Origin of the sequence: Aminobacter sp. AP02, assembly GCF_003148805.1 — a bacterium.
Lineage (GTDB): Bacteria > Pseudomonadota > Alphaproteobacteria > Rhizobiales > Rhizobiaceae > Aminobacter.
On record NZ_QGGX01000012.1, the window covers coordinates 81,188 to 103,067 of the forward strand.

The 21,880-nt window shown below is 62.6% G+C and carries 18 protein-coding genes, 2 tRNA genes and 1 pseudogene; 4 read left to right on the forward strand and 17 right to left on the reverse strand.

Going from position 1 to position 21,880, the window contains the following annotated elements:
- Nucleotides 1-14 precede the first annotated feature (14 nt).
- Entirely contained in the window at nt 15-521 is a 507-nt protein-coding gene (locus tag C8K44_RS16560) for a GAF domain-containing protein (RefSeq protein ID WP_109576905.1), read from the forward strand.
- A 26-nt stretch (nt 522-547) separates the two neighbouring features.
- Here C8K44_RS16560 and panD read toward each other — a convergent pair whose 3' ends face one another.
- The 10 genes from panD to C8K44_RS16610 all read right to left on the reverse strand — a co-directional run bounded on the left by panD (nt 548) and on the right by C8K44_RS16610 (nt 10,489).
- Nucleotides 548-1,000 carry an aspartate 1-decarboxylase gene (panD, locus tag C8K44_RS16565; RefSeq protein ID WP_109576906.1) on the reverse strand — a complete coding sequence of 151 codons (453 nt, stop codon included), beginning with the start codon at nt 998-1,000 and terminating at the stop codon, nt 548-550.
- A 36-nt stretch (nt 1,001-1,036) separates the two neighbouring features.
- Nucleotides 1,037-2,020 carry a beta-ketoacyl-ACP synthase III gene (locus C8K44_RS16570; protein WP_109576907.1) on the reverse strand — a complete coding sequence of 328 codons (984 nt, stop codon included), beginning with the start codon at nt 2,018-2,020 and terminating at the stop codon, nt 1,037-1,039.
- Nucleotides 2,017-3,282 (reverse strand): adenosylmethionine--8-amino-7-oxononanoate transaminase, encoded by a 1,266-nt coding sequence (locus C8K44_RS16575; RefSeq protein ID WP_109576908.1) that lies wholly within the window; start codon nt 3,280-3,282, stop codon nt 2,017-2,019. The genes C8K44_RS16570 and C8K44_RS16575 overlap by 4 nt, the downstream gene beginning before the upstream one ends.
- The gene (gene bioD / locus C8K44_RS16580) at nt 3,279-3,917 is read right to left on the reverse strand and encodes a dethiobiotin synthase (protein ID WP_109576909.1); all 639 of its coding nucleotides are present in this window, start codon (nt 3,915-3,917) and stop codon (nt 3,279-3,281) included. The genes C8K44_RS16575 and bioD overlap by 4 nt, the downstream gene beginning before the upstream one ends.
- Complete coding sequence (locus C8K44_RS16585) at nt 3,914-5,050, reverse strand: 8-amino-7-oxononanoate synthase (RefSeq protein WP_109576910.1); 1,137 nt, start codon at nt 5,048-5,050, stop codon at nt 3,914-3,916. Before C8K44_RS16585 ends, bioD begins: the two co-directional genes overlap by 4 nt.
- Complete coding sequence (gene bioB / locus C8K44_RS16590; RefSeq protein WP_109576911.1) at nt 5,050-6,045, reverse strand: biotin synthase BioB; 996 nt, start codon at nt 6,043-6,045, stop codon at nt 5,050-5,052. The genes C8K44_RS16585 and bioB overlap by 1 nt, the downstream gene beginning before the upstream one ends.
- A 53-nt stretch (nt 6,046-6,098) precedes the next feature.
- On the reverse strand, nt 6,099-6,950 hold the full coding sequence (gene nadC / locus C8K44_RS16595) for a carboxylating nicotinate-nucleotide diphosphorylase (protein WP_109576912.1): 852 nt from the start codon (nt 6,948-6,950) through the stop codon (nt 6,099-6,101).
- 1 nt (nt 6,951) lies between these two features.
- Nucleotides 6,952-8,490: an L-aspartate oxidase gene (locus C8K44_RS16600; RefSeq protein WP_109576913.1), complete on the reverse strand. Its 1,539-nt coding sequence runs from the start codon at nt 8,488-8,490 to the stop codon at nt 6,952-6,954.
- Nucleotides 8,487-9,461, reverse strand: coding sequence for a quinolinate synthase NadA (nadA, locus tag C8K44_RS16605; RefSeq protein ID WP_109576914.1), 975 nt, complete (start codon nt 9,459-9,461; stop codon nt 8,487-8,489). The genes C8K44_RS16600 and nadA overlap by 4 nt, the downstream gene beginning before the upstream one ends.
- A gap of 83 nt (nt 9,462-9,544) precedes the next feature.
- A complete protein-coding gene (locus tag C8K44_RS16610; protein ID WP_109576915.1) occupies nt 9,545-10,489 on the reverse strand; it encodes a hypothetical protein in 945 nt (314 codons plus the stop codon).
- Nucleotides 10,490-10,531: 42 nt separating this feature from the next.
- Between C8K44_RS16610 and C8K44_RS16615 the strand changes: the two genes are divergently transcribed.
- The gene (locus tag C8K44_RS16615; RefSeq protein WP_146203950.1) at nt 10,532-10,780 is read left to right on the forward strand and encodes a hypothetical protein; all 249 of its coding nucleotides are present in this window, start codon (nt 10,532-10,534) and stop codon (nt 10,778-10,780) included.
- On the opposite strand, the gene cysN is transcribed toward C8K44_RS16615, so the two are convergent.
- The 5 genes and pseudogenes from cysN to C8K44_RS16640 form a co-directional block, all read right to left on the reverse strand.
- Nucleotides 10,756-12,675: a sulfate adenylyltransferase subunit CysN gene (gene cysN, locus C8K44_RS16620; protein ID WP_109576917.1), complete on the reverse strand. Its 1,920-nt coding sequence runs from the start codon at nt 12,673-12,675 to the stop codon at nt 10,756-10,758. The two genes, C8K44_RS16615 and cysN, sit on opposite strands and share 25 nt — an antisense overlap.
- Nucleotides 12,675-13,595: a sulfate adenylyltransferase subunit CysD gene (gene cysD / locus C8K44_RS16625; RefSeq protein ID WP_245417519.1), complete on the reverse strand. Its 921-nt coding sequence runs from the start codon at nt 13,593-13,595 to the stop codon at nt 12,675-12,677. Before cysD ends, cysN begins: the two co-directional genes overlap by 1 nt.
- A 122-nt stretch (nt 13,596-13,717) precedes the next feature.
- Nucleotides 13,718-14,251: pseudogene (locus C8K44_RS16630) on the reverse strand (polysaccharide biosynthesis protein); the annotation flags it as partial.
- Entirely contained in the window at nt 14,205-15,374 is a 1,170-nt protein-coding gene (locus tag C8K44_RS16635) for a glycosyltransferase family 4 protein (RefSeq protein ID WP_109576919.1), read from the reverse strand. The pseudogene C8K44_RS16630 and the gene C8K44_RS16635, both read right to left, overlap by 47 nt.
- Before the next feature lie 171 nt (nt 15,375-15,545).
- Nucleotides 15,546-15,621: transfer RNA gene (locus C8K44_RS16640), tRNA-Val, on the reverse strand.
- A 213-nt stretch (nt 15,622-15,834) separates the two neighbouring features.
- Here C8K44_RS16640 and C8K44_RS16645 point away from each other — a divergent pair.
- Nucleotides 15,835-15,911: transfer RNA gene (locus C8K44_RS16645), tRNA-Asp, on the forward strand.
- A gap of 262 nt (nt 15,912-16,173) precedes the next feature.
- On the opposite strand, the gene C8K44_RS16650 is transcribed toward C8K44_RS16645, so the two are convergent.
- Together C8K44_RS16650 and bcp are read right to left on the reverse strand one after the other, a co-directional pair.
- On the reverse strand, nt 16,174-17,448 hold the full coding sequence (locus C8K44_RS16650) for a M23 family metallopeptidase (protein WP_109576920.1): 1,275 nt from the start codon (nt 17,446-17,448) through the stop codon (nt 16,174-16,176).
- 395 nt (nt 17,449-17,843) lie between these two features.
- Entirely contained in the window at nt 17,844-18,311 is a 468-nt protein-coding gene (bcp, locus tag C8K44_RS16655; protein WP_109576921.1) for a thioredoxin-dependent thiol peroxidase, read from the reverse strand.
- Between the two features lie 103 nt (nt 18,312-18,414).
- Between bcp and C8K44_RS16660 the strand changes: the two genes are divergently transcribed.
- Nucleotides 18,415-21,819: a DUF3971 domain-containing protein gene (locus tag C8K44_RS16660; RefSeq protein WP_109576922.1), complete on the forward strand. Its 3,405-nt coding sequence runs from the start codon at nt 18,415-18,417 to the stop codon at nt 21,817-21,819.
- Nucleotides 21,820-21,880 lie beyond the last annotated feature (61 nt).

A 21,880-nucleotide genomic window follows, 5' to 3' on the forward strand; every position in this document is an offset into this window, starting at 1 on the left:
AATAGAGGTAAGTCATGACAGAAACCAATTTCGCCGAGGCGCTCGCCGCCTTCGATGCCGCCATTGCGACCACCACCGAAGTCGAGGGCGTGTGGAAGGCGCTTCAGGCGCTGGCCGACGTCGTTGTCGGCGCCAAGCTGTTCACGGTCATGAAGCTCGATTGGGCCAATGAGCGCTCGGGCCGCACCTACACCAGCCACCCGGACGCATATCCGGTTTCCGGCACCAAGCCGATCAACCGCACGCATTGGTTTGACAAGATCCATGTCGAGCGCAAGCCCTTCGTCGCCAACACGATCAAGGACATTGCCGACGTGTTCCCAGATCATGAGACGATCTGGTCGCTCGGCTGTGGCTCGGTGCTCAACTGGCCGGTCTTCGTCGGCGACAAGCTCGTCGGCACCGTCAACATGCTGCACGAAGAGCATTTCTACACGCCGGCTCGCATTGAGGCGGCAAACCAGCTGTCGCTGGCAGCCAAGACCGCCTTCCTCGCTGTCGAGCACCTCGAGCGCGGCTAAGCACTTCAGGCCAAGGCCTGCCGCAGTCAGTGACTGCTCACCAGCGCGGGGATCGCAAGCCGCGCGCTGGTTTCGTCCAGGATCGAGAAGTTGTAGCGACCGAATTGGTCGCGGTCGACCGAATAGGTCAGCCGCTCAGCAATGCGGTTGTCCTTGTCGAAGGTCAGCACGCGCGGCTTGAGCGTGGTGATCTCGCTCTCGTTCACATAGACCGAATTGCAGATGATGACTTGGTCGCCGGCCTGGCAGGTGCGGGCGGCAGCGCCATTGAGGATGCAGCAGCGCGAACCGCGCTCGCCCAGGATCACATAGGTCGAAATCCGCGCGCCGGAACTTTTGTTCCAGATCTCGACGAACTCCATCGGTAGGATGCCGGCTTCCTCGCAATGGTCGGGGTCGAGCGTGATCGAGCCGTGATACTCGAGATTGGCTTCGGTGACGTGGATGCCATGCAGCTTGCCCGCGACAATCTTGCGCATTCGTTTCCTCCCGTTACGCCGGACGGCGTCGTATTCCTACATTCCAATCACCAGCGCCCCGCCGGTGAGGCCCGCGCCGGCGGCGGCCAGCAAGAGCTTTTCGCCCTGCTGGAACGGCCGAGCCGCATGCGCGACCGACAACGACAGAGGGATCGTCGCGGCTGACGAATTTCCGTAGTCGGCGATCGTCTTGACGATACGGTCGTCGGCGATGCCGAGCGACTTGCCGACGGCGTTGAAGATGCGGGCATTGGCCTGATGCGGCACGAAGCGGGCGATTTCAGCGGCGCTGACGTTCGCCGTCGCCAGAGCTTCCTCAGAACACCGGCTCATCATCTCGACGGCCTTGACGAAAACCTCGCGGCCATTGGCGATTGTCATGCGAGTCTCGGCGATGTCCAGTTCGTCGGCGAAGGGGCGGCTGCTGCCGCCGGCAGGGATCTGGATCAGTCCGTAGCCCGCACCCTCCGAAGCCACCGAAGCGCCGAGAATACCCTGAACGGGATCGTTCGAGGGACCCAGCATGACTGCACCCGCCGCGTCGGCGAACAGCACAGCGCTTGCTCGGTCGGCCGGGTTGATGCGGCGGCTCAGGATGTTGGCGGCAATGACGAGCGCCGGCTTGTTGTGCAGGCGCACGAAACCATCGGCGAAGGTCAGCGCATAGATGAAACCGGCGCAAGCGCCGGCAAGGTCAACACCGCCGGCAGCGGTGAGGGCAAGCCGGTGCGCCACAAGCGGCGCGCTCGGCGGCAAGAGATGGTCGGGGGTCGAGGTGGCGAGCAGCAAAAGACCAACTCCGCAACGGTCGATGCCGGCGGCTCGGAGCGCCATGTCGCCGGCCTTGGCCGCAAGTCCCGACAGCGTGTCCTGGGGCTCAGCCCAGTAACGCGAGCGGATACCCGTCCGTCCTTCGATCCAGCCGTCATCCAGTCCGAGACTGGTCTCGATCTCGGCGTTCGGTACCTTTCGCGAGGGAACGTGGTGGCCGAAACCGAGGATGCGCGCCGAACGATTCACGCCGGGCGTCCCACCAGTTCGGCTGCTTCGTCGACGGCGTCGTAGAGTCGGTCGAGTTCGCCGGAGGTCACGCAATAGGGCGGCAGCACATAGATGACATTGCCGAGTGGCCGGACCAGCAGGCCGCGTTCGAGGAAAAATGCCCGCAACTTCGGCCCGACTTCGGCGAGATAGCCCGCCTTGCCGACGCGCAGGTCTATAGCCGCAATGGTGCCGGTGCTGCGCACGTTTTCGAAGCGTGCATCGCCGTCGAAGCGCGCGATCTTCTCCGCCTGCATCCGCGACAGTTCTGTCACCCGCTCGGCCACCGGCTCGTCACGCCATATCGACACATTGGCAAGCGCCGCGGCGCAGGCGATGGGGTTCGCTGTGTAGGAACTGGAGTGGAAGAAAGTCTTGGCGCGGTCGGTCGAGAAATGCGCCTGGAAGATCGCGTCTGTCGCCAGGGTCGCCGCCAGCGGCACCGAACCGCCGGTCAGGCCCTTGGACGTGCACAAGATGTCGGGCGCAATGCCCGCTCGCTCGCAGGCGAACATCGTGCCGGTGCGGCCCCAGCCGGTCATCACTTCATCGGCGATGAGCAGCGTGCTTGAATTCTCGGCGATCCGCTTGAGTTCGGTCAGCACCCAGGCCGGATACATCAGCATGCCACCGGCGCCGAGTACCAGCGGTTCCAGTATCAGCGCCGCCGCCTTTCCATCTCGGGTCAGCGCCTCGAACCGGTTGAGCGTTTCCTGCTCGTGGCCAGGGGCCGGGAAGGGAATAGTGTCGACCTCAAACAGCAGCGGATCGTAGGCAGCGTTGAACACGCCGCGCGCACCGACGCTCATCGTGCCGATGGTGTCGCCGTGATAGCTGTGTTCCATGACGACGATGCGCGAGCGGGCAGCTCCGTTGTTGCGGTGGAAGCCGAGTGCCATCTTCAGTGCCACCTCGACGCTGGTCGAACCGCTGTCGGAATAGAATACCCAGTCGAGCCCCGCGGGCGCTATCTCGACGAGTGCCGAGGCCAACTGCTCGGCTGGCTCGTGCGTCAGCCCGGCGAAGATCACCTGATCGAGCGTTTCGGTGGCGGTGCGGATCGCCTCGACAATTCTGGGCGTGCGGTGTCCATGGGTGATGACCCACCAGGACGAGATCGCGTCGAGGATGCGCTTGCCTTCAGCCGTTTCGACATAAGCGCCGTCGGTGCGTGCTATGGTCGGCGGCACGGGTTCGGTAGCGTGCTGGGTAAATGGGTGCCAGACGGCGGAACGGCTCATGTCCTGGCCTCCAGGAAATAGGCAGTGTCGAATGACGCCTGCATGGCCCTAAGAAGCGAAGTCGACGTCAGCGGGTCGAGCCGGGGCAGGCGGCCGAGCACGCGCACCTCGCCCATTTCGGCGATGGTACGCTGGGTGTCGGCGTTTTCGTCGCCGATGAAGGCGACACCGAGCAGCGGTACTGAACGCCTGCGCAGCGCCTCGATGGAAAGCAAGGTGTGGTTGATCGTGCCGAGCCCGGTTCGGGCGCACAACACGACTGGCGCTCGCCACCGCGCAAAAATGTCGATGTAGAGCGTGCGCCGGTTGACCGGCACCATCAGCCCGCCGGCCCCCTCGACGACCAGCGGACGGTCGGTGGTGGGCAGGGTCAACGCGTCGGCATCGATCTCGACGCCGTCGAGTTCGGCGGCGCGGTGCGGCGACAAGGGCTCGTTCAGCAGCCAAGCTTCCGGCAGAACGCGTTCGGCCGGCAAGCCGGCGAGGCGGGTGACGATCGCGCTGTCGGTCTCTTCCTCGATGCCAGACTGCACCGGCTTCCAGTAAGTGCCGTCGAGCAGCACGGTAAGCCCCGCAGCAAACACTGTTTTGCCGATGCCGGTATCGGTGCCTGTAACGACGATGGCGTTGCTCATCGCTTCCATTCCTCTGCGAGCGCTTCGAACAGCGCCGAAACATCCGCTTCACCGACATTCAGCGTGAGCGAGATCCTTAGCCGCGCGGTGCCCTCGGGCACGGTCGGCGGGCGGATACCGCGTACGTCGAAGCCGCGTTGTTGAAGTGCTTCGGCCAGAGCCATGGCGCGGCCGTTGTCGCCGACGATGAGTGGCAGGATCTGGGTGCCGCTCGGCTTGAGGCCGATTGCCTCGGTCCCAGTTCCGGCCAATGTGACGAGCGCCGCGAGCTTTGCGCGGCGTTCAGGCTCGTCGGCGAGCATGTCGAGCGCCTCCATCGCCGCGACCGCCATCAGCGGCGAAGGTGCCGTGGCATAGATGAAGGGCCGGCAGCGGTTGACGATGTAGTCGGCGAGCGTTGCTGGCGCTGTGACCAGTGCGCCCGAACCGCCCAGTGCCTTGCCGCAAGTGTGCAGCACCACGACATTGTCGCGGCCTTGGAGGTAATGCGCCAACCCGCGCCCCTGAGGCCCGTAGACGCCGGTGGCATGCGCCTCGTCGACGAACAGGAAAGCGTCGTGCCGGTCGGCAACGGCCATCAACTCGGCCAGCGGGGCTCGGTCGCCATCCATGCTGTAGAGGCTTTCGGCAACGATCCATGCACGACCGATGCCGCCGCCGGCGCGCCAGGTCTTGATAGCGTCGTCCACCGCATCAGCATCATTATGCTTGACTTCCACCACCTCGGCACGGCCGGCGCGCGCGCCTTCATGGGCGCTGGCATGGATCAGTTCATCCAGAACGATCAGGTCGCCCTTTTGCGGCAAGGTGGTAAGCACGGCGAAATTGGCGACATAACCGCCACCGAAAAACAGCGCCCGCTCGGCACCGAAGAACCTAGCTGCCTTCTCCTCCAGCGCCTCGTGGTGTGGGTCATTGCCGCGTAGCAGGCGCGAGCCGGTGGCGCCGACAGGGGTTCCGTTGGCAAGCGCTGTCGCGACCGCTTCAGCCATGCGCCGGTTGCCCGCCAGGCCGAGATAGTCGTTCGAAGCGAAATCGAGCCCGGCGCGACCGCTGAGCGACCGCAGCCGGCTCTTGCGGGCCAGCCCGCGCAGGCTGGCCTCGTAGCGGTCGAGCAGGGCCCGGTCGCTCACTACTCGCCGCGCTCCATCGGCTGGATGCCGAGACGGCGGAACAGCGCTGTGTCCTTGTCTTCCCCGGGGTTTTCGGCAGTCAGAAGCGTGTCGCCGACGAAGATCGAGTTGGCGCCGGCAAAGAAGCACAACGCCTGCATCTCGTCGCTCATCGCCGTACGCCCGGCCGAAAGGCGCACATGCGACTTCGGCATCATGATGCGGGCAAGGGCGATGGTGCGGACGAATTCGATCGGCTCGATCGGCTCGGCTTCGCCCAGCGGTGTGCCCTCGATCGGGATCAGCATGTTGATCGGCACCGAGTCGGGATGCTCGGGCAGGTTCGCCAGCGTCACCAGCATGTCGACGCGGTCGGCCTTTTCCTCGCCCATGCCGACGATGCCGCCGCAGCAGACCTTGATGCCGCTGTCGCGGACATTGGCCAGCGTGTCCAGCCGGTCGGCGAAGGTGCGTGTGGTGATGATCTCGTTGTAGTAGCGCTCTGAGGTGTCGATGTTGTGGTTGTAGTAGTCGAGGCCGGCTTCTTTCAGCCGCTGCGCCTGGCCGAGATCGAGCATGCCGAGCGTCATGCAGGTCTCCATGCCCATGTCCTTGACGCCCTCGATCATGGCGACGACCGCATCCATGTCGCGTTCCTTGGGGCTGCGCCAGGCAGCACCCATGCAGTAGCGGGTAGCACCGGCGTCCTTGGCCTTCTTGGCCTCGGCCAGCACGCGCTGCACTTCCATCAGCTTCGAGGCCTTGAGGCCGGATTCATGGCGCGACGACTGGCTGCAATAGCCGCAATCCTCGGGGCAGCCGCCGGTCTTGATCGAAAGCAAGCGCGAAAGCTGGACGCGATTGGGCTCGAAATTCTGGCGATGGACCGTCTGGGCACGGAAGAGAAGGTCGTTGAAGGGCGAATCATAGATTGCTCGCGCCTCTTCAAGCGTCCAGGCCGAGCGCATGGCGTTGAACTGTTGCGAGGTGCCGTTCAAGTGCATTTCGGCGGTCATGCGATCTCCATGCCAACGTTGCTTCCCCACCCGGGGCGGGACCATTGCCTTGATCAGCCGACCGTGTCCAGCCCAATGTCCAGGATCGGAGCGCTGTGGGTCAGCCAGCCAATCGAAATCAGGTCGACACCTGTGGCGGCGATTGCCGGTGCGGTGGCTGGCGTAACACCGCCGGATGCCTCGGTGATGGCGCGCCCGCCGACCATTTTTACCGCGCGCGAAAGCTGTTCGGTGGTCATGTTGTCGAGCAGGACCGCGTCGACGCCGAGCGCCAGTGCTTCGGCCAACTGGTCCAGCGTATCGACCTCGACCTCGATCTTCACCAGATGACCGACGCCGGCCTTGGCGCGCTCGATCGCTGGGCGGACGCCACCTGCGATGGCGATGTGGTTGTCCTTGATCAGCACGGCGTCATCGAGGCCGAAGCGGTGATTGGAGCCACCGCCGCAGCGCACGGCATATTTTTCGAGCGCGCGCAGGCCAGGCGTGGTCTTGCGCGTGCACACGATGCTCGCCTTGTGATGGCGCGCGGCGTTGACAATTGCAGCCGTCGCGCTGGCGATGCCGCTGAGATGGCACAGGAAGTTGAGCGCGACGCGCTCGGCTGTCAGAAGCCCGCGTGCGGGGCCGCTCAACGTGGCGATTGTCTCGCCTGCGGCGATTGCTGAGCCGTCGGGTTTTGCAACTTTGATCTCAATGGCTGGATCGATCAGACGGAAGGCAAGGGCGGCAAGATCGAGCCCGGCAACGATGCCCGGCTGACGCGCCGCGAGCACAACTGTCGCGCGCAGGTCGGCTGGAACGATGGAATCGGTGGTCAGGTCGCCGGCGCGTCCGAGATCTTCGAGCAAGGCGGCACGAACCAGCGGTTCCAGCATGATCTGGGGCAGGGGGGGCAGGTTCATTTCAGGCGCTCCGGGCAAGCGGGGTGGCATCGAGTTCGGCAGCCGTTTCGAGGATAGAACCGAGGGTGACTTTCGACCGTCGTGCGACGACGTCGCGGAGCGGGAAATCCGTCCGGCAATGCGCGCCACGGCTCTCCTTGCGGTGAAGCGCCGAGACAACCATCATCAACCCCACTACTGCCGGATCCGCGGCAGCGGAACTTCCCGCAGCAAGCGGCCGGAAGGCGGCCGCCGCGTTTCGCAGGCCGTCGCCATCGCGCAGGATACCCATGGCATGCGAGACGATGTTGCGTGCAAGCGTTGGATCGGAACGCGCGGGCATAGTGGTTTCCGCTGGGATTTTCCGGCTGCCGGCGGTCGCGCCTCCTACGCTCTTTGCGGCCCAGCTTGCGGTTACCACGGCCTCGGTCAGGGAGTTGCTGGCAAGCCGGTTGGCACCGTGCAGCCCGGTCGAGGCGACTTCGCCGCAGGCCCACAGGCCAAACACCGAACTACGGCCCTCGGCATCCACGGCCACACCACCCATGTGGTAATGTGCAGCCGGGCGTACCGGAATGGGCTGGATCTCCGGGTCTATACCTGCTTCGCGGCAGAATGCTTCGATGGCCGGGAAGCGGCTCGCGAAGGCTTGGCCGATGCATTGCCTTGCATCAATAAAAACGCGATGCCCACGTGCGAGGTGGCGGAAAACGCCGCGCGCCACAGCATCGCGGGTGGCAAGTTCGGCACCTGGCAGGTCGGCGAGAAAACGTCGGCCGGCCTCGTCGATCAGCACAGCGCCTTCGCCGCGCACCGCCTCGCTGATCAAGGGCATCGGGCGCTGCGCTCCATCGAGCGCGGTCGGATGAAACTGCACGAATTCGAGGTCGGCGAGTTCAGCCCCGGCGCGTGCGGCAAGCGCCAGGCCCTGGCCGAAGCAGCCAAGCGGGTTGGTGGTATCTTGGAACAATTCGCCAACACCGCCTGTGGCGAGCACCACACTGGCGGTTGCCAGCGTGACATGTTCGGTGCGGCCTTCGGCGAGGACGCCTGCAATGGCTCCGTCCTCGACCACAAGCCGTCGCGCCTCGAACCCTTCGACAATCGTGATGGAAGGCGTGACGCGAACCGCAGCCATCAACGCGCGCATCAGCTCGCTTCCGGTCGCAGCACCCGCCGCATGGACGATGCGGCGGCGGCCGTGAGCTGCCTCCAGCCCGAGATGAAGCCGGCCACCGGGCGTTCTATCGAAGACAACGCCGAGGCGCTCCAGCTTCTCGATTGCCTCCGGCGCCGCTTCGACGATGCGCTTGACTACTGCTTCGTCGCACAGCCCGTCGCCGGCAGCCAGCGTATCGGCAACGTGCCGCGCGGGACTGTCGTCCAGTCCGACACTTGCGGCGAGCCCGCCCTGGGCGAGCGCACTCGATGCTCCGCTGCCCAGCGGAGCGGCAGACAATAGCACCACTGGCTCCGGCGCCAGTTCGAGTGCCGTCATCAGCCCCGCCACGCCGCCGCCGATGATGACAGGGCGACCCGCCAGGTCGCGGAGATCGCTCATACCGAGAGCATCCGCTCGACCGCCAGACGGGCGCGGGCGGCAATGGCAGGGTTGATGGTCACGGCGTGCTTGTCTAGTTCCAGAGCCTCCCGGATGTTGCCAAGCGTGATCCGCTTCATATGCGGGCACAGATTGCAGGGGCGGACGAACTCGACATCGGGGTGCTCGACCGCGACGTTGTCGCTCATCGAGCATTCGGTCACCAGCACGACCCGCGACGGTTTGTTCGCGCCGACATAGTCGGACATGGCAGCTGTCGATCCTGCGAAATCAGCCTCGGCAACGACGTCGGGCGGGCATTCGGGGTGAGCCAGCACGGTGACGCCGGGATGCGCCGCCCGCATTTCGCGGATGTCTTCGGGTGTGAAGCGCTCATGCACCTCGCAGTGGCCCTTCCAGGCGATGATCTCAACGTCGGTCTGGGTTGCGATGTTCTGCGCCAGATATTCGTCCGGCAGCATCAGCACGCGCGGCACGCCCAGCGATTCCACGACCGCCTTGGCATTGCCCGACGTGCAGCAGATATCCGATTCCGCCTTCACCGCGGCCGAGGTGTTGACGTAGGTAACGACGGGCACGCCGGGATAGCGCTGGCGCAGCAGGCGGATGTCCTCGGGCGTGATCGAATCGGCCAGCGAGCAGCCGGCGCCCATGTCGGGGATCAGCACCGTCTTGGACGGGTTCAGCAGTTTGGCGGTCTCGGCCATGAAATGCACGCCGGCGAGCACGATCACGTCGGCCTCGACCTCCATCGCCTTGCGGGCGAGTGCCAGGCTGTCGCCAACGATGTCGGCCACGCAGTGGAATATCTCGGGCGTCTGGTAGTTGTGCGCCAGGATGACCGCGTTGCGCTCACGTTTGAGCCTCAGGATAGCGTCGATGTCTTGGCAAAATGCCGGCCACTCGATTGCCGGGATGACGCGCTGGACACGGTTGTAGAGCGAGGCGGCGGAGAGAGAGATGCCGGACATTTGCCATCCTTATTATGCTCTGGATGAGTATAATAAGGATATATGCTTATCATGAGCATAAGGTCTGTCAAGCTCGATTTTGGCTATTTGGTTCCTGCGACAGTCCGCTCGTCGAGAACGGCGTGGCGGAAGCGGAACAGTTTCGCCGGCCGCCCCCCAGTGTCAGAGCTCATCTGGCCGGTCTCTTCAACCAGGTCCTGCTGCTCGATCAGGCGTCGAAAATTCTGCTTGTGGACGGTGAGCCCTGCAAGCGCCTCCACCGCACGCTGCAACTGCAGTAACGTAAATTCGGGTGGCATCAGTTCGAAAACCACGGGCCGGTATTTGATCTTGGTCCTGAGACGGGCGATGCCAGTGGCAAGGATGCGGCGGTGGTCGCCACTCATCGAGCGGCTCGGGACGGCAGACGCCTCGCCGGTGCCCTTCGCTCGAACGGCTTCTTCGACAAGATCGGCTTCGTAGAGCAATTCGTAGCGCTGGAGAACGAGCTCTTCGTTCCATTGACGGTCGTCGAAGCCAAAGGCGCTCGCGGCGCGCCGTAGGCGGTTTTGGCGCATGTCCTGCTGGCCGGCCCCGTCGGCCCATTGGCGTAGCCGCGGCACGATGATGTCCTGGATGATTTCAGGCGCGCCGGCGCGGTGGTCTTCCCATGGGAAGAACTCGTACCAGCTGCGCCAGCTGCCGGGCGGCGTGCCATGCGCCGGCTCCTCGCGCGTCAGGCCAAGATAGCTGATCGAGATTACTCGGTTGGCCATTTCGTCGCTGCTGCGGTCACGGTCGGCGAAAGTGTAGAGTTGCTCGATATAGCCGAGCGGATGGCCAGTCTGCTGTTCGACCCAGTCGCGCAGGCCCGATTGCAGAGACCTGTGGCCGAGTTCGAACGGCCCGGAGGGCAGGGCGGTCGCGTTCTTGATCGTCAGCACCATCGGGCTGCCATTCGGGGCAGCGACAAGTACCGCGATCAAGTCCGCGCTGATCGCATGACGCCCCGCCGGACTTTCTCTGCTCACCCCTGATGTATCCCGCATCTTGTCCTTGTTGGTTTCCGCTTGGCCTTATCGGATGACCAGATGGATCGAAGTTCAACATCCTATCGCCTGTCACCCGCCAAGACCATGCACAGTGGTTCGCAGCTTTTGGCCTGCAGCGACAAGAAAATCCACATACTGCACAAGGATGTGGAAGTGACGATAGGTAAGAGGATGTCTTGCATCAGTAAGCAGACGCCGACCATCGTCGGCAGCGCGTCCGACCGGACGATCGACGACAAACGTGCGCATCTGCGGGAGGATTATCAGGCAGGATCGGCGACGATGTAGTTTTGGTTGAGCCAGCGATCCAACTCGTCAACCATCTCCTCGGCGTCCTTGCCGAGTGTTTGTAGATGTAGCTCAGGCTGTTCCGGCGCCTCATAGGGCGAATCGAGACCGGTGAAGTTTTTGATCGCGCCATTGAGCGCTTGCGCATAGAGCCCCTTCGGATCGCGCCTTGCGCATTCCTCGAATGGCGTGTCGACGAATATTTCGACGAACTCGCCCTCTTGCATCCGTTCACGCGCCATCTGACGCTCGGCGCGGAATGGCGAAATGAAAGAAACGAGCACGATGAGCCCCGCGTCGGCCATCAGTCGGGCCACTTCGACCACGCGACGAATGTTTTCAACACGGTCCTCGTCGGTGAAACCCAGATCCCGGTTCAGTCCGTGGCGGATGTTGTCGCCGTCGAGCAGGTAGGTGTGGCGGCCTGCCGCATTCAGTTTTTTCTCGAGCAGGTTGGCAATTGTCGACTTGCCCGAACCCGACAGGCCGGTGAACCAGAGCACGACCGGCTTCTGATGCTTCTGAGCCGCGTGCTGGCGGCGGTCGACGTCGAGCTTCTGCCAGTGAATGTTGCGGGCCCGCCTCAAGGGGTGGCTGATCATGCCTGCGCCCACTGTGGCGTTGGTCATGCGGTCGACCAGGATGAACGCGCCGGTGACGCGATTGTCGCCGTAGCGGTCGAAAGCGATTGGCACCTGGGTCGACAGATCGCATACGCCGATCTCGTTCATGTCGAGGCATGCGGCGGCTTCCTTGGCGAAGCTCGCGACATTGATCCGGTGCTTGAGTGCGGTCACGGTCACCCCAGCCTGATCTGTCTCCGTGCGCAGGATGTACGGCCGGCCGGGCAACAGGGGCTTGTCGTCGAACCAGACGATCGTTGCCTGGAACTGGTCGGCGAGTTCGGGTCGGGCGTCGGCCGCTGACAGCACGTCGCCACGCGAGATCTCGATCTCGTCTTCCAGCAAGAGGGTCACTGACTGGCCGGCGACAGCAAGCGGACTATCGGTTGCACCAACGAGAACCCGTTTCACACGCGAGCGGCGTCCGGATTTGGTCGCGACCAATGTCTGGCCCGTGGTGACAAGCCCAGACGCGATGGTGCCCGAGAAACCGCGAAAATCCTGGTTGGGCCGGTTCACATACTGAACGGGGAGGCGGAACGGCTTGTCGGCTGTGTCGCAGTCTATCGCGGCCGCCTCGAGGTGTTCGAGCAGCGTAGGGCCCGGATACCAGCGCATGTCATCCGAGCGTCGGGTGACGTTGTCGCCATGGCGCGCCGACATCGGTATGGGCTCGACCGACGCGAAGCTGAGACCTGATGCAAAACCGAGATATTCGGCCGAAATACGTTCGAAAACCTGACGGTCAAAATCGACCAGGTCGATCTTGTTCACGGCAAGCGCGATGTGACGGATGCCGAGCAGGGAGGCAATGATCGAATGGCGGCGGGTCTGCTGCAAAATGCCTCGGCGCGCATCGACCAGTACAATGGCGAGGTCGGCTGTCGAAGCGCCGGTGGCCATGTTGCGGGTGTACTGCTCGTGGCCGGGCGTGTCGGCGACGATGAACTTGCGCTTCGGGGTCGAGAAGAAGCGATAGGCAACGTCGATGGTGATGCCTTGCTCGCGCTCGGCCTCCAGCCCATCGACCAGAAGCGCGAAGTCGATGTCGGCACCATTGGTTCCATGTTTGCTGGAATCCCTTTCCAGTGCTGCAAGCTGGTCCTCGAAAATCAGTTTGGTGTCGTAGAGCAGGCGGCCGATCAGCGTCGACTTGCCGTCATCGACTGAACCGCAGGTCAGGAACCTCAGCAACGATTTTTCGTTTTGGTCCGCTATGAAATCGCCATAGTCGAATAAAGCGGCGGAAACGGGAAGGTCGTGCCTCGTCATCAGAAGTAGCCCTCGCGCTTCTTCTTTTCCATGGAGCCGGCCTCATCCTTGTCGATGACACGGCCCTGTCGCTCGGAAGTCCGAGCGGTGAGCATTTCCCTGACGATCGCTTGAAGGTCGCAAGCATCCGATTCAATGGCGCCGGTCAGCGGATAGCAGCCGAGGGTTCGGAAGCGAACGAGGCGGTCCTCGACGGCCTCGCCTGGCAGCAATTCCATCCGCTCGTCGTCGCGCAGGATAAGCATGCCGGCACGCTCGACGACGGGACGCAACTTGGCGAAGTAGAGCGGCACAATCGGAATTTCTTCCAGCAGGATGTATTGCCAGATATCGAGCTCAGTCCAATTCGACAGCGGAAAGACGCGGATCGATTCACCTGCCGCGACGCGCGTGTTGTAGATTTTCCACATTTCCGGGCGCTGGTTCTTGGGGTCCCAGGCATGATTGGCGTTACGGAAGGAGAAGATGCGCTCCTTGGAGCGGGATTTTTCCTCGTCGCGCCGGGCACCGCCGAAAGCCGCATCAAAACCGTATTTGTCGAGCGCTTGTCTCAGCGCAACGGTCTTCATCACATGCGTATGGGTGTTGGAACCGTGAACGAAGGGGTTGATACCTTCGCGCACGCCATCTTCGTTGATGTGCACCAGAAGATCGAAGCCGTGAAGGGTCATCATGGCATCGCGGAAAGCGATCATTTCGCGAAACTTCCAAGTCGTGTCGACATGGAGGAACGGAAACGGTGGCTTGGCGGGGTAGAAGGCCTTCATCGCCAAATGCAGCAGGACCGAAGAATCCTTGCCCACCGAATAAAGCATCACTGGCTTCGAAAACGTCGCTGCGACTTCCCTGAAGATGTGGATGGCCTCGGCTTCCAAGCGGTCGAGATGGCTTTGTCTGATGTTGTGTTGGGATTGCGGCATGGTCGTGGGGGAGGGCTGCAAGTGGCTCATGACGACAGCCCGTTGTTACGTCCGGTGCTCTGCGACAGGATGAAACTCATCGTTTCAGAAGCAGACTTGGCGTCGCCTTCCAGCGCCGCCGATCGTAGGCGCTCGAAGCCTTCGTAGAGTACGGCCAGCGGTACCGGCGTCGGCACCGCTCCCATGACACCAGGGACGGGCGGGTTGACCCGCTTTTCGGTGACGTCAAAAAGCTCTTCGAACAGCTTTTCTCCTGGGCGGCAGCCAACGATCTGAATGTGCACGTCCTGATCGGGTACAAAGCCGGCCAGGCGGATCATCCGCCTGGCGATGTCGATGATCTTGATTGGCTCGCCCATGTCGAGAACGAAGATTTCGCCACTGCCGAGCTTCTTTTCGAGGCCATAGGCCGAAGCCTGAAGCGTCAGTTCGACGGCTTCGCGAATGGTCATGAAAAACCGCATCATCTCCGGGTGCGTGACAGTCAACGGCCCGCCATGCGCAAGTTGCCGCTTGAACAGCGGGATCAGCGATCCACTCGAACCAAGCACGTTGCCGAAGCGCACGGTCATGAAACGCGGTGCCGCCAGGTCGGCCGCTCCTTCCAGATCAAGTGACTGGCAGTAGAGTTCCGCAAGCCGTTTTGTGGACCCGAGTGATCTCGCGCACATGTCGCTCGACGCTGAAACGCGCACGTGCATTGCTGCGGGCCGTTTCGACGATGTGCCGCCGCATCGACGGCTCTCGAACAAGCTTCAAGCCCGCCTTGGCAAACTCATCGGGCTCGTCGGGGCGAACCAGCAACCCGGTTTCGCCATCTTCGATCGCTTCCGGATTGCCGCCCGAGTCAGCGGCGACGACCGGAGTGCCCAGCAGCATCGCTTCGACAATGGTCCTTCCCAACGGCTCATCCACGGCCGTCACCAAAAGCGCGTCAAGTGCCGCGACCCAAGGCTCGACGGGATAGCGAAAGCCCAGGAAGTGGATGTGTTCGGCGATACCGAGTGCTTCGGCACGCGATTTCGCCTGGTCGTCGAGGCCATTGAGCGAATTGCCGAGCAGCAAGCCTGCCAGCTTCATGTCGGGGGCCATTCGCTTCATTGCTGCTAGAGCCTCGACAAACAGAACCGGCCGTTTGCGCTCGACCAAAGTGCCGACGTAGCCGAAAAGCTGCGTCTCGGCTGGGACTCCAATTTCGGCAAGCACCTTGCTTCGGGCCTCCGACCGCTCCATCCCCGCCGACATGTTCACGTCGAAGGGGCTGTGAACGACGCTGCATTTGCCTGCGGCCGAAATCAGCGCAGGGCGAGGCGAGGCAAACTTCGATACCGCCACCACATGGTGGGAAAGCCAGGGTGCAACGCGGCGCAGGCCGAATGACGATGAGTCGTTGCGATGGTGCCAAAGATGCTTGGAGCCCGCGAATCGCGCCGCGAGCCCCCAGGCGATGTGGGTGCGGCCATCATTTGTGTGCACGATCGCCGCGTCGCGGGCCTTCAAGAACCGTGTAAAGGCTGGAAGTGTCCGGGCGACGGTGGCGACAGCTGCGCCGTCGCGCTTTTGTCCACGGGCCAGATGCGTCTGGGCGGGGGCGGTCTCGAACTGAACACCCTCTCGCCTGAAGATCTCGGCGACGGGCCCATCGGAAATCTGCAGTACAACGAGCGGAGAAAAACGCGAGTGGTCGAGGTTTTTGATCAAGCCAAGTGCTGAAAGGTGACTCCCACCAAAAAGGTCACCGATGAAGGGAAAGCAAACGGTGGTTGCCTTGGCGTTCATCTTCGATTTTCTGCATCATTTTTTGTCAGCAGTCCAGATTTAGGCCTGGTGTGACTTGCATCGCTGCGCCCGGTGCCGTCGGCGGCGTTTTCGGTCGACGCATGAACCCATGCAACGGCGCGGGGCGCCGCGACATAGCGCCAGAGCATGATCTCGGGAGGGAGGAGGGGATGGTGGGCGATGACGGGCTCGAACCGCCGACATCTTCGGTGTAAACGAAGCGCTCTACCAACTGAGCTAATCGCCCCAACCGCGCGGAGCAATAAGCGGTTCGTCTTCTCTCTGCAAGTTCAAATACATGCCGCAAGGGCAGGTGCGGCAGTGGATAAGCCGGGTTTTGGGCGCTTCGAAAAATAGACGACGAAGATTGTCGATTATCTTTTCGATGTCGCTTGACACTACCCATCGAACGCCGTAATTCACCGCCAACGACGCGGCGCCCAGCGCCAACGTCCAGAGCGCGGGTGTAGCTCAGTCGGTTAGAGTGCCGGCCTGTCACGCCGGAGGTCGCGGGTTCGAGCCCCGTCACTCGCGCCAGTTTTTCAAGGGCTTCGGTCCTTTTCGTAATCCTCCGAATTAATATGCTGGACAGCGCCTTCGAGCGCGGTTTCGACCACCGCCAAAGCATCAACTGCATACGCAGCGCCACGGTGCTCGTGGGCCGCTGCGCCGAATCAATGGCGATCGGCAGAATCAGTTTGGTGCGTGATTCATGAGCGCGAAGTCTCGTCGCGCGGCAAAGGCGAATCGGTCGGCGGTATCGATTGGCGAAACGTCGCGATTGTCGATTCGATGCGAGCTAGAGATACTGCCCTAGTTTTTTTCCGACCTTGATGAAGCGCAACGGGTCCACGGCTTCGCCGTCGCGACGCACTTCGTAGTGCAAATGTGGGCCGGTCGAGCGACCGCTGCTGCCGACTTCGCCGACCTCGTCGCCGACGACCACCTTTTGGTCCGGCGCCACCAGCACCTTGCTCAGATGTGCATAACGCGTCGTGAAGCCGCCACCATGGTCGATCTCGACCATGCGGCCATAACCACCGTTCCAGCCGGCCTTGGTGACCGTGCCGGCTGCGGTGGCACGCGCGGACGCGCCATAGGGGGCGCGGAAATCCATGCCTGAATGAAGCGCGGGCGCGCCGATCAGCGGATCGGTGCGGACGCCGAACGTGCTCGAGATCGAGCGGCCGGCGGCAGGATTGGCCAGCGGCAGCTTGCGCGCCTCGTTCTTGAGGCGGTCGAGTGTATCAAGCGCTTCGTCGAGCTCCCTGACCTTGCTGTCGAAAGCCTTTGGATTGTCCACGGGCACCAGCGGGCCGCCAACACCCGATTTGCCGAAATCGGCGGCAACAGGCAGCCCGGCATCCTCGAGTGCGTCCGTGATGGCCCCCGCGGTCTGGTAAGCGTTTTCGGCAAGCATGCCGATTCGTTCAACCTGGTCGTCCTCGATGCTGCGCAGCGATTTGTTGATCGTTACGAACAGCTTGTCGGCGCGATCGGCGCTGCTTTCACTGTCGGCTGTGGTCGATCTGGTCGACCAGAACGAAAAAGGGCGTGCAGCAGCCGAGTCCGCCGCGGCGTATGCGAGCGCGCCGGTTTGTTCGATCGTCTTGTTGGTAAGTTCGGCGCGTTCGTCGGCAGCTTTGCTGGGGGTAGAGGGTGCGGTCGCATTCGCGGCCGCGCGCTCAAGAATCGGTCCGAGGCGGCCGTGGCGCTGGCTAAGCTGTGACTGGCGCGCCAAAAGCTCCGTGACCTTGGTTTCCATCAATTGCTGGTCGAGCAACTGCCGGCTGGTGATGCGGTCGACCTGTGCGCGAAGGGCGGAAATGCGATCCTCATAAGCGTGCTGCATGCGCGCCTGGCGCGCCGTCGTCGCTCCGATCAGGTCATCGCGTAGTACAAGATAGGACGTGGCCAGGAGATAGCCAACGGCGACGGCGGCAAAGGCGGAACCGGCCGCCGCCGCTACCCACGGGCGTACGGTGAAATGGCGGATCTCGTTGCCGCGCGCGATGATGACGGTATGGGGTTCTTTGCGCCTGCCGAAAACAGGCGCCTGATTTGCAGCTTTCACCGGACCGAACTCTCATCACGAGACAGCGACGGGCCGATTACACATTATTAGGGTTAACAAAGCTTTGCGGCAGACGTCTGGCTTTGGGTGGCCGGGTGCCGGAAAGGCAAATCCCGCCGCGAAACAACGCAGCGGGATTGTTCGATCTGTCAAATATCGGCAAAGCGTACGTGAGAATGCTGAAGTTCAGCAGTTTCGGTATCTGGTAGTCGCCAGGTAATGGCGCCAGAGCATCGCCTTCGTCAGCGCAAGAACAACCAAAGAAGGATGATGATTGGAATAGGAATACCAATCATCCAAAGGATGAGGCTGCGGAACATGTTCGTTCTCCCGTTGAGTTCGTCTTTACTGAAACGCCGGGAAAAGGGATCGGTTCCGCAATTTGCAATTCTTGCCTAGAGCGCCTTCACCGCCTCCAGGACCTCGGCGGCATGGCCTGGAACCTTCACCTTGCGCCAGATCCGCACAATCTTGCCGTCGGCGCCGATCAGGAAGGTCGAGCGCTCGACGCCCATGTATTTGCGGCCATACATCGATTTTTCAGTCCACACGCCATAGGCTTCAAGCGCTTTTCGCTCCTCGTCGGCCACGAGATCGATGCCAATTTGGTGCTTGGCCTTGAATTTGTCGTGTTTCTTGGCGCTGTCGGGCGAGATGCCGATGACGACGGCACCGGCCTTCTCGAACTGTGGCTTGAGCTGGGTAAAGTCGATCGCCTGGGCGGTGCAGCCGCTCGTATCGTCCTTGGGATAAAAATAAAGGACAACCGGTTTGCCGGCAAAGTCGGAAAGCGTCAGAATGCCCCCGCCGTCGCGCGGCAGTGAGAATTGCGGGGCGGGTTGGCCAGTCTCGAGTTCAGACACATCGATGCCCTTGTTGGAAGTTACGGGTGAGCTCGCAAGGATATCAGGTTAGATAATGCCGGACTTGGATTCGTCCACGACCGAAACGACTACGGGACATCGCGTGGATCAGGAAGTGCCCCGGCACGAGAAAATCCGGTTCAGGCGCTGCGAGATCAGTGATCTCGGCGCCATGCCGTCGGCTGCCGGCCAGGAAGTGCCGCGGCGTCACATGGCCGCGCGCAGGCGCGCGGCCCATTGCGTGCTTGCGGCAGTCGCCGTGCTCGGCTCGCTGGCTCTGCTGGTAATCATCGCTATAGAGGCCTTGAGCTACACCGGTATCGGCCAGGACAGGTTGCGAACCGAGGCCGAGCACGCAATCGAAGGCCTCGCCGGCGTCGATGTCGACGTTTCCATGGGACAGGCACGACTGATGCTCGACGGCCTCAGGCTGATTGCCGTCGAAGTGCCCGACGTCAAGCTCAAGCGCGCCGACGGCACGGCCATGGCGGAAGCCGGCATGATGAGGTTCGGCATCAGGCTGCTGCCGCTGCTTTCCGGTGACGTGCGCCTCGGCGACGCCAAGATTTCCGACGCGCGGATCGTTGTCGAGGCCATGCCCGAAAGCGGAGGCTCCGACTGGAGCGCGGTGCTGAGAAGCCCGGATGGCCTGATCGACCCGGACAAACTAGTGAACGAAACGTTTCGTGGCATCCATCGCGGCTTCGATGCGGTCCAGTACGACGCCATGCGCGAGATCGCCTTGTCCAACGTAGATTTCGTTTTGCCGTCAGGTGGCGAGGTCAAGGTCGTTCGTGTCGTTCAATCCTCGCTGTCCAAGACCCGACTGGGCAAATTGCGCATTGGAGCCAATTTCGACGTCGACGGCCGCGACGTCGAACTTGCGGCCTCCGCCGTACGCGACGTCGGTGCCAACCGCATCTCTGCGCTCGACGCTACCGTGTCGATGACCGATCCGTTTGCCGGCATGACCAACATTCCAGCGGCCAAGGCCAGCCGCATCGGCTCGGCCGACCTCATCATCACTGGCCGCGAAGGTGGCGGCGGCGACAGTTCCGAACTGATCGCAAAGGGATCGATCGGCAAGTCGACGCTGGATCTCAAGGAGCGCGGCCAGCTTGTCGGCGACGTCGATGTCGACCTCAGGCTTGCAGCAGGTTCAAACAAGCTCGACGTGCGCCGGCTCCTGGTCAACACCGACCGCTCGACCTTCGACTTCACCGGGGCTGTCGGCCCGCGCCCTGCGACCGGCATGGCAAGCGACAATCCGGCCTACCGTTTCGACTTGATGAGCCGTGAGTCACGCCTGGCACCCAGCGAGTCGCCCGAGCCGGCGCTTACCTTCCTCGCGCGCGTCGCAGGTATCTACGACATCGTCACCAAGACGCTGACGGCCGAACAGATCGGGTTGAAGTCTGGGCCAGGGGGAGAAGCGCTCGGCAAGGCGTCGGTGCAGTTCGTCGAGGGCAAGGCGCCTGGCATTTTCGTGACTTTCAATGTCCATGACATGTCGGTAGCGCATGTAAAGCAGCTGTGGCCGTGGTTTTCGGCGCGCAATGCCCGACTTTGGGTGCTGCAGAACCTGTTTGGCGGCCGCGTCGTCGATGGAAACGTGACTTTTGACGTCAAACCGGATCGCCTGGGCAACGGTGTGCCGCTTACGTCGCAGGAGGTTTTCGGCCGGTTCGAGATCGACGGCTCGCGCTTCGACACGGCAGGCCGCATCCCGCCCATCCGCGACGCCAAGGGCGCCGTTGAGTTCCATGGCAACGATGTCGATGTCTCGCTTTCGGCAGGCACGGTTTTCATGCCGAGCGGGCGCACGGTGGCGGCCAGCAATGGCACGCTGAAAGTGGTCAAGGCCAACGTCTTGCCGGTCATCGGCGCGCTCGACATCGACGTCGCCGGAAGCGCGGACGCGGTGGCCGAACTTGCCTCCTACGAGCCGATCAACGCCATGCGCCATGTCGGCATCCTGCCGGAGGAGTTGACGGGTGATGTCACCGGCAACGTCAAGGCGGACATTCCGCTCACCAAGGGCATAGACACCGACAAGCTCGATTGGACAGTGGCGCTCGACTATGACGGACTGGCAGTTGACAAGCCAATCGATGGTCAGAAATTGTCGGAGGCGAAGGGCACGATCACCGTCACCCCCGACAAGGCTGTCATCTCAGCCTATGGCAAGCTCAATGGCGTGCCCGCGGAACTCGATATCGTCGAGCCGTTGCGCGACACAGGCCTCGACAAGCAGCGCAACGTCCAACTCGTACTCGACGACAAGATACGCAATGCGATGATGCCGGGCTTGTCCGACTTGTTGTCGGGCACGATCAAGGTCGACGTCGAACAATTGGCCGAAGGCAAGCGCAACATCGTGGCCGACCTGACCGCCGCCCGGCTGGATATTCCGTGGGTCGGTTGGAGCAAGGGCCCGGGCATCCCTGCCAAGGTCTCGTTCTTGATGAACAGCGATGGTTCGAACACGACGTTGTCCGATTTCGACCTGAGCGGTAAGACCTTCAGCATCAGCGGCGATTTGTCGTTTGCCGACAACAACCTGTCGTCAGCCAGTTTCGACGAAGTGAAGTTGAACCGCGACGACGATGTTGCGGTCAAGATCAAGCGGTCGGGCAAAGGTTTTGCGGTTCAGGTCAATGGCAATGCGCTCGATGCTCGGGCGCTGATCAAGCAGTTCATGGCCGATACCGACAAGGCCGGCAAATCTACAGGTGGCTCCTCCGTCTCGGTCAGCGCCAATGTCGGAACCCTTATCGGCTTCAGCGGCGAAAAGCTGTCTAATGTCACGCTCGAGTATTCAGGCGCCGGATCGAAGGTAGGCAGCCTGAAAGTCAACGCCACGGCGAGTTCGGGCGGATTGATCACCGTCAGCAACGCGCTGCAGGGAGGGGGCCGGCGTCTCGATGTCCGCTCCGCCGACGCGGGCGCGATCCTGCGGTTCCTCGATGTCTATGCCCGCATGCAGGGTGGCAGTCTGGCCCTTGCACTGGAATCGAAAGGCAACGGGCCTCTCAAGGGGCAGGTCGATGTGCGCGACTTCGTGGTGATCGACGAGCCGCGGCTCGCCTCGATCGTCTCCAGCAAGCCCGCCGGCGACGACCGCAGCCTCAACCAGGCGGTGCGCAAGGACATAGACACTTCGCGGGTCAAGTTCGAACGCGGGTTCGCGCAGATCGACAAGCGTGAAAAGTATCTGGCGCTGGAAAACGGCGTCTTGAGCGGGCCGCTGATCGGCACCACCTTCCAGGGCGTGCTCTATGACCAGCAGGGCCAGATGAGCATGACGGGCACTTTCATGCCTGCCTACGGGCTCAACCGCATCTTTGGCAAGGTGCCGCTGGTCGGGGGCATCCTCGGCAATGGCCGCGACGGTGGCCTGATCGGCGTCACCTACAAGCTGTCGGGCGACGCCAATGCGCCCAAGCTGCACGTCAACCCGTTGTCGGCGATCGCGCCTGGCATTTTCCGGACGATCTTCGAGTACTGAGGGCTGACCGGAGGGGCGAAGCCTGCCTCCAGATATGAAAATGGCCGGCAATACCGGCCAT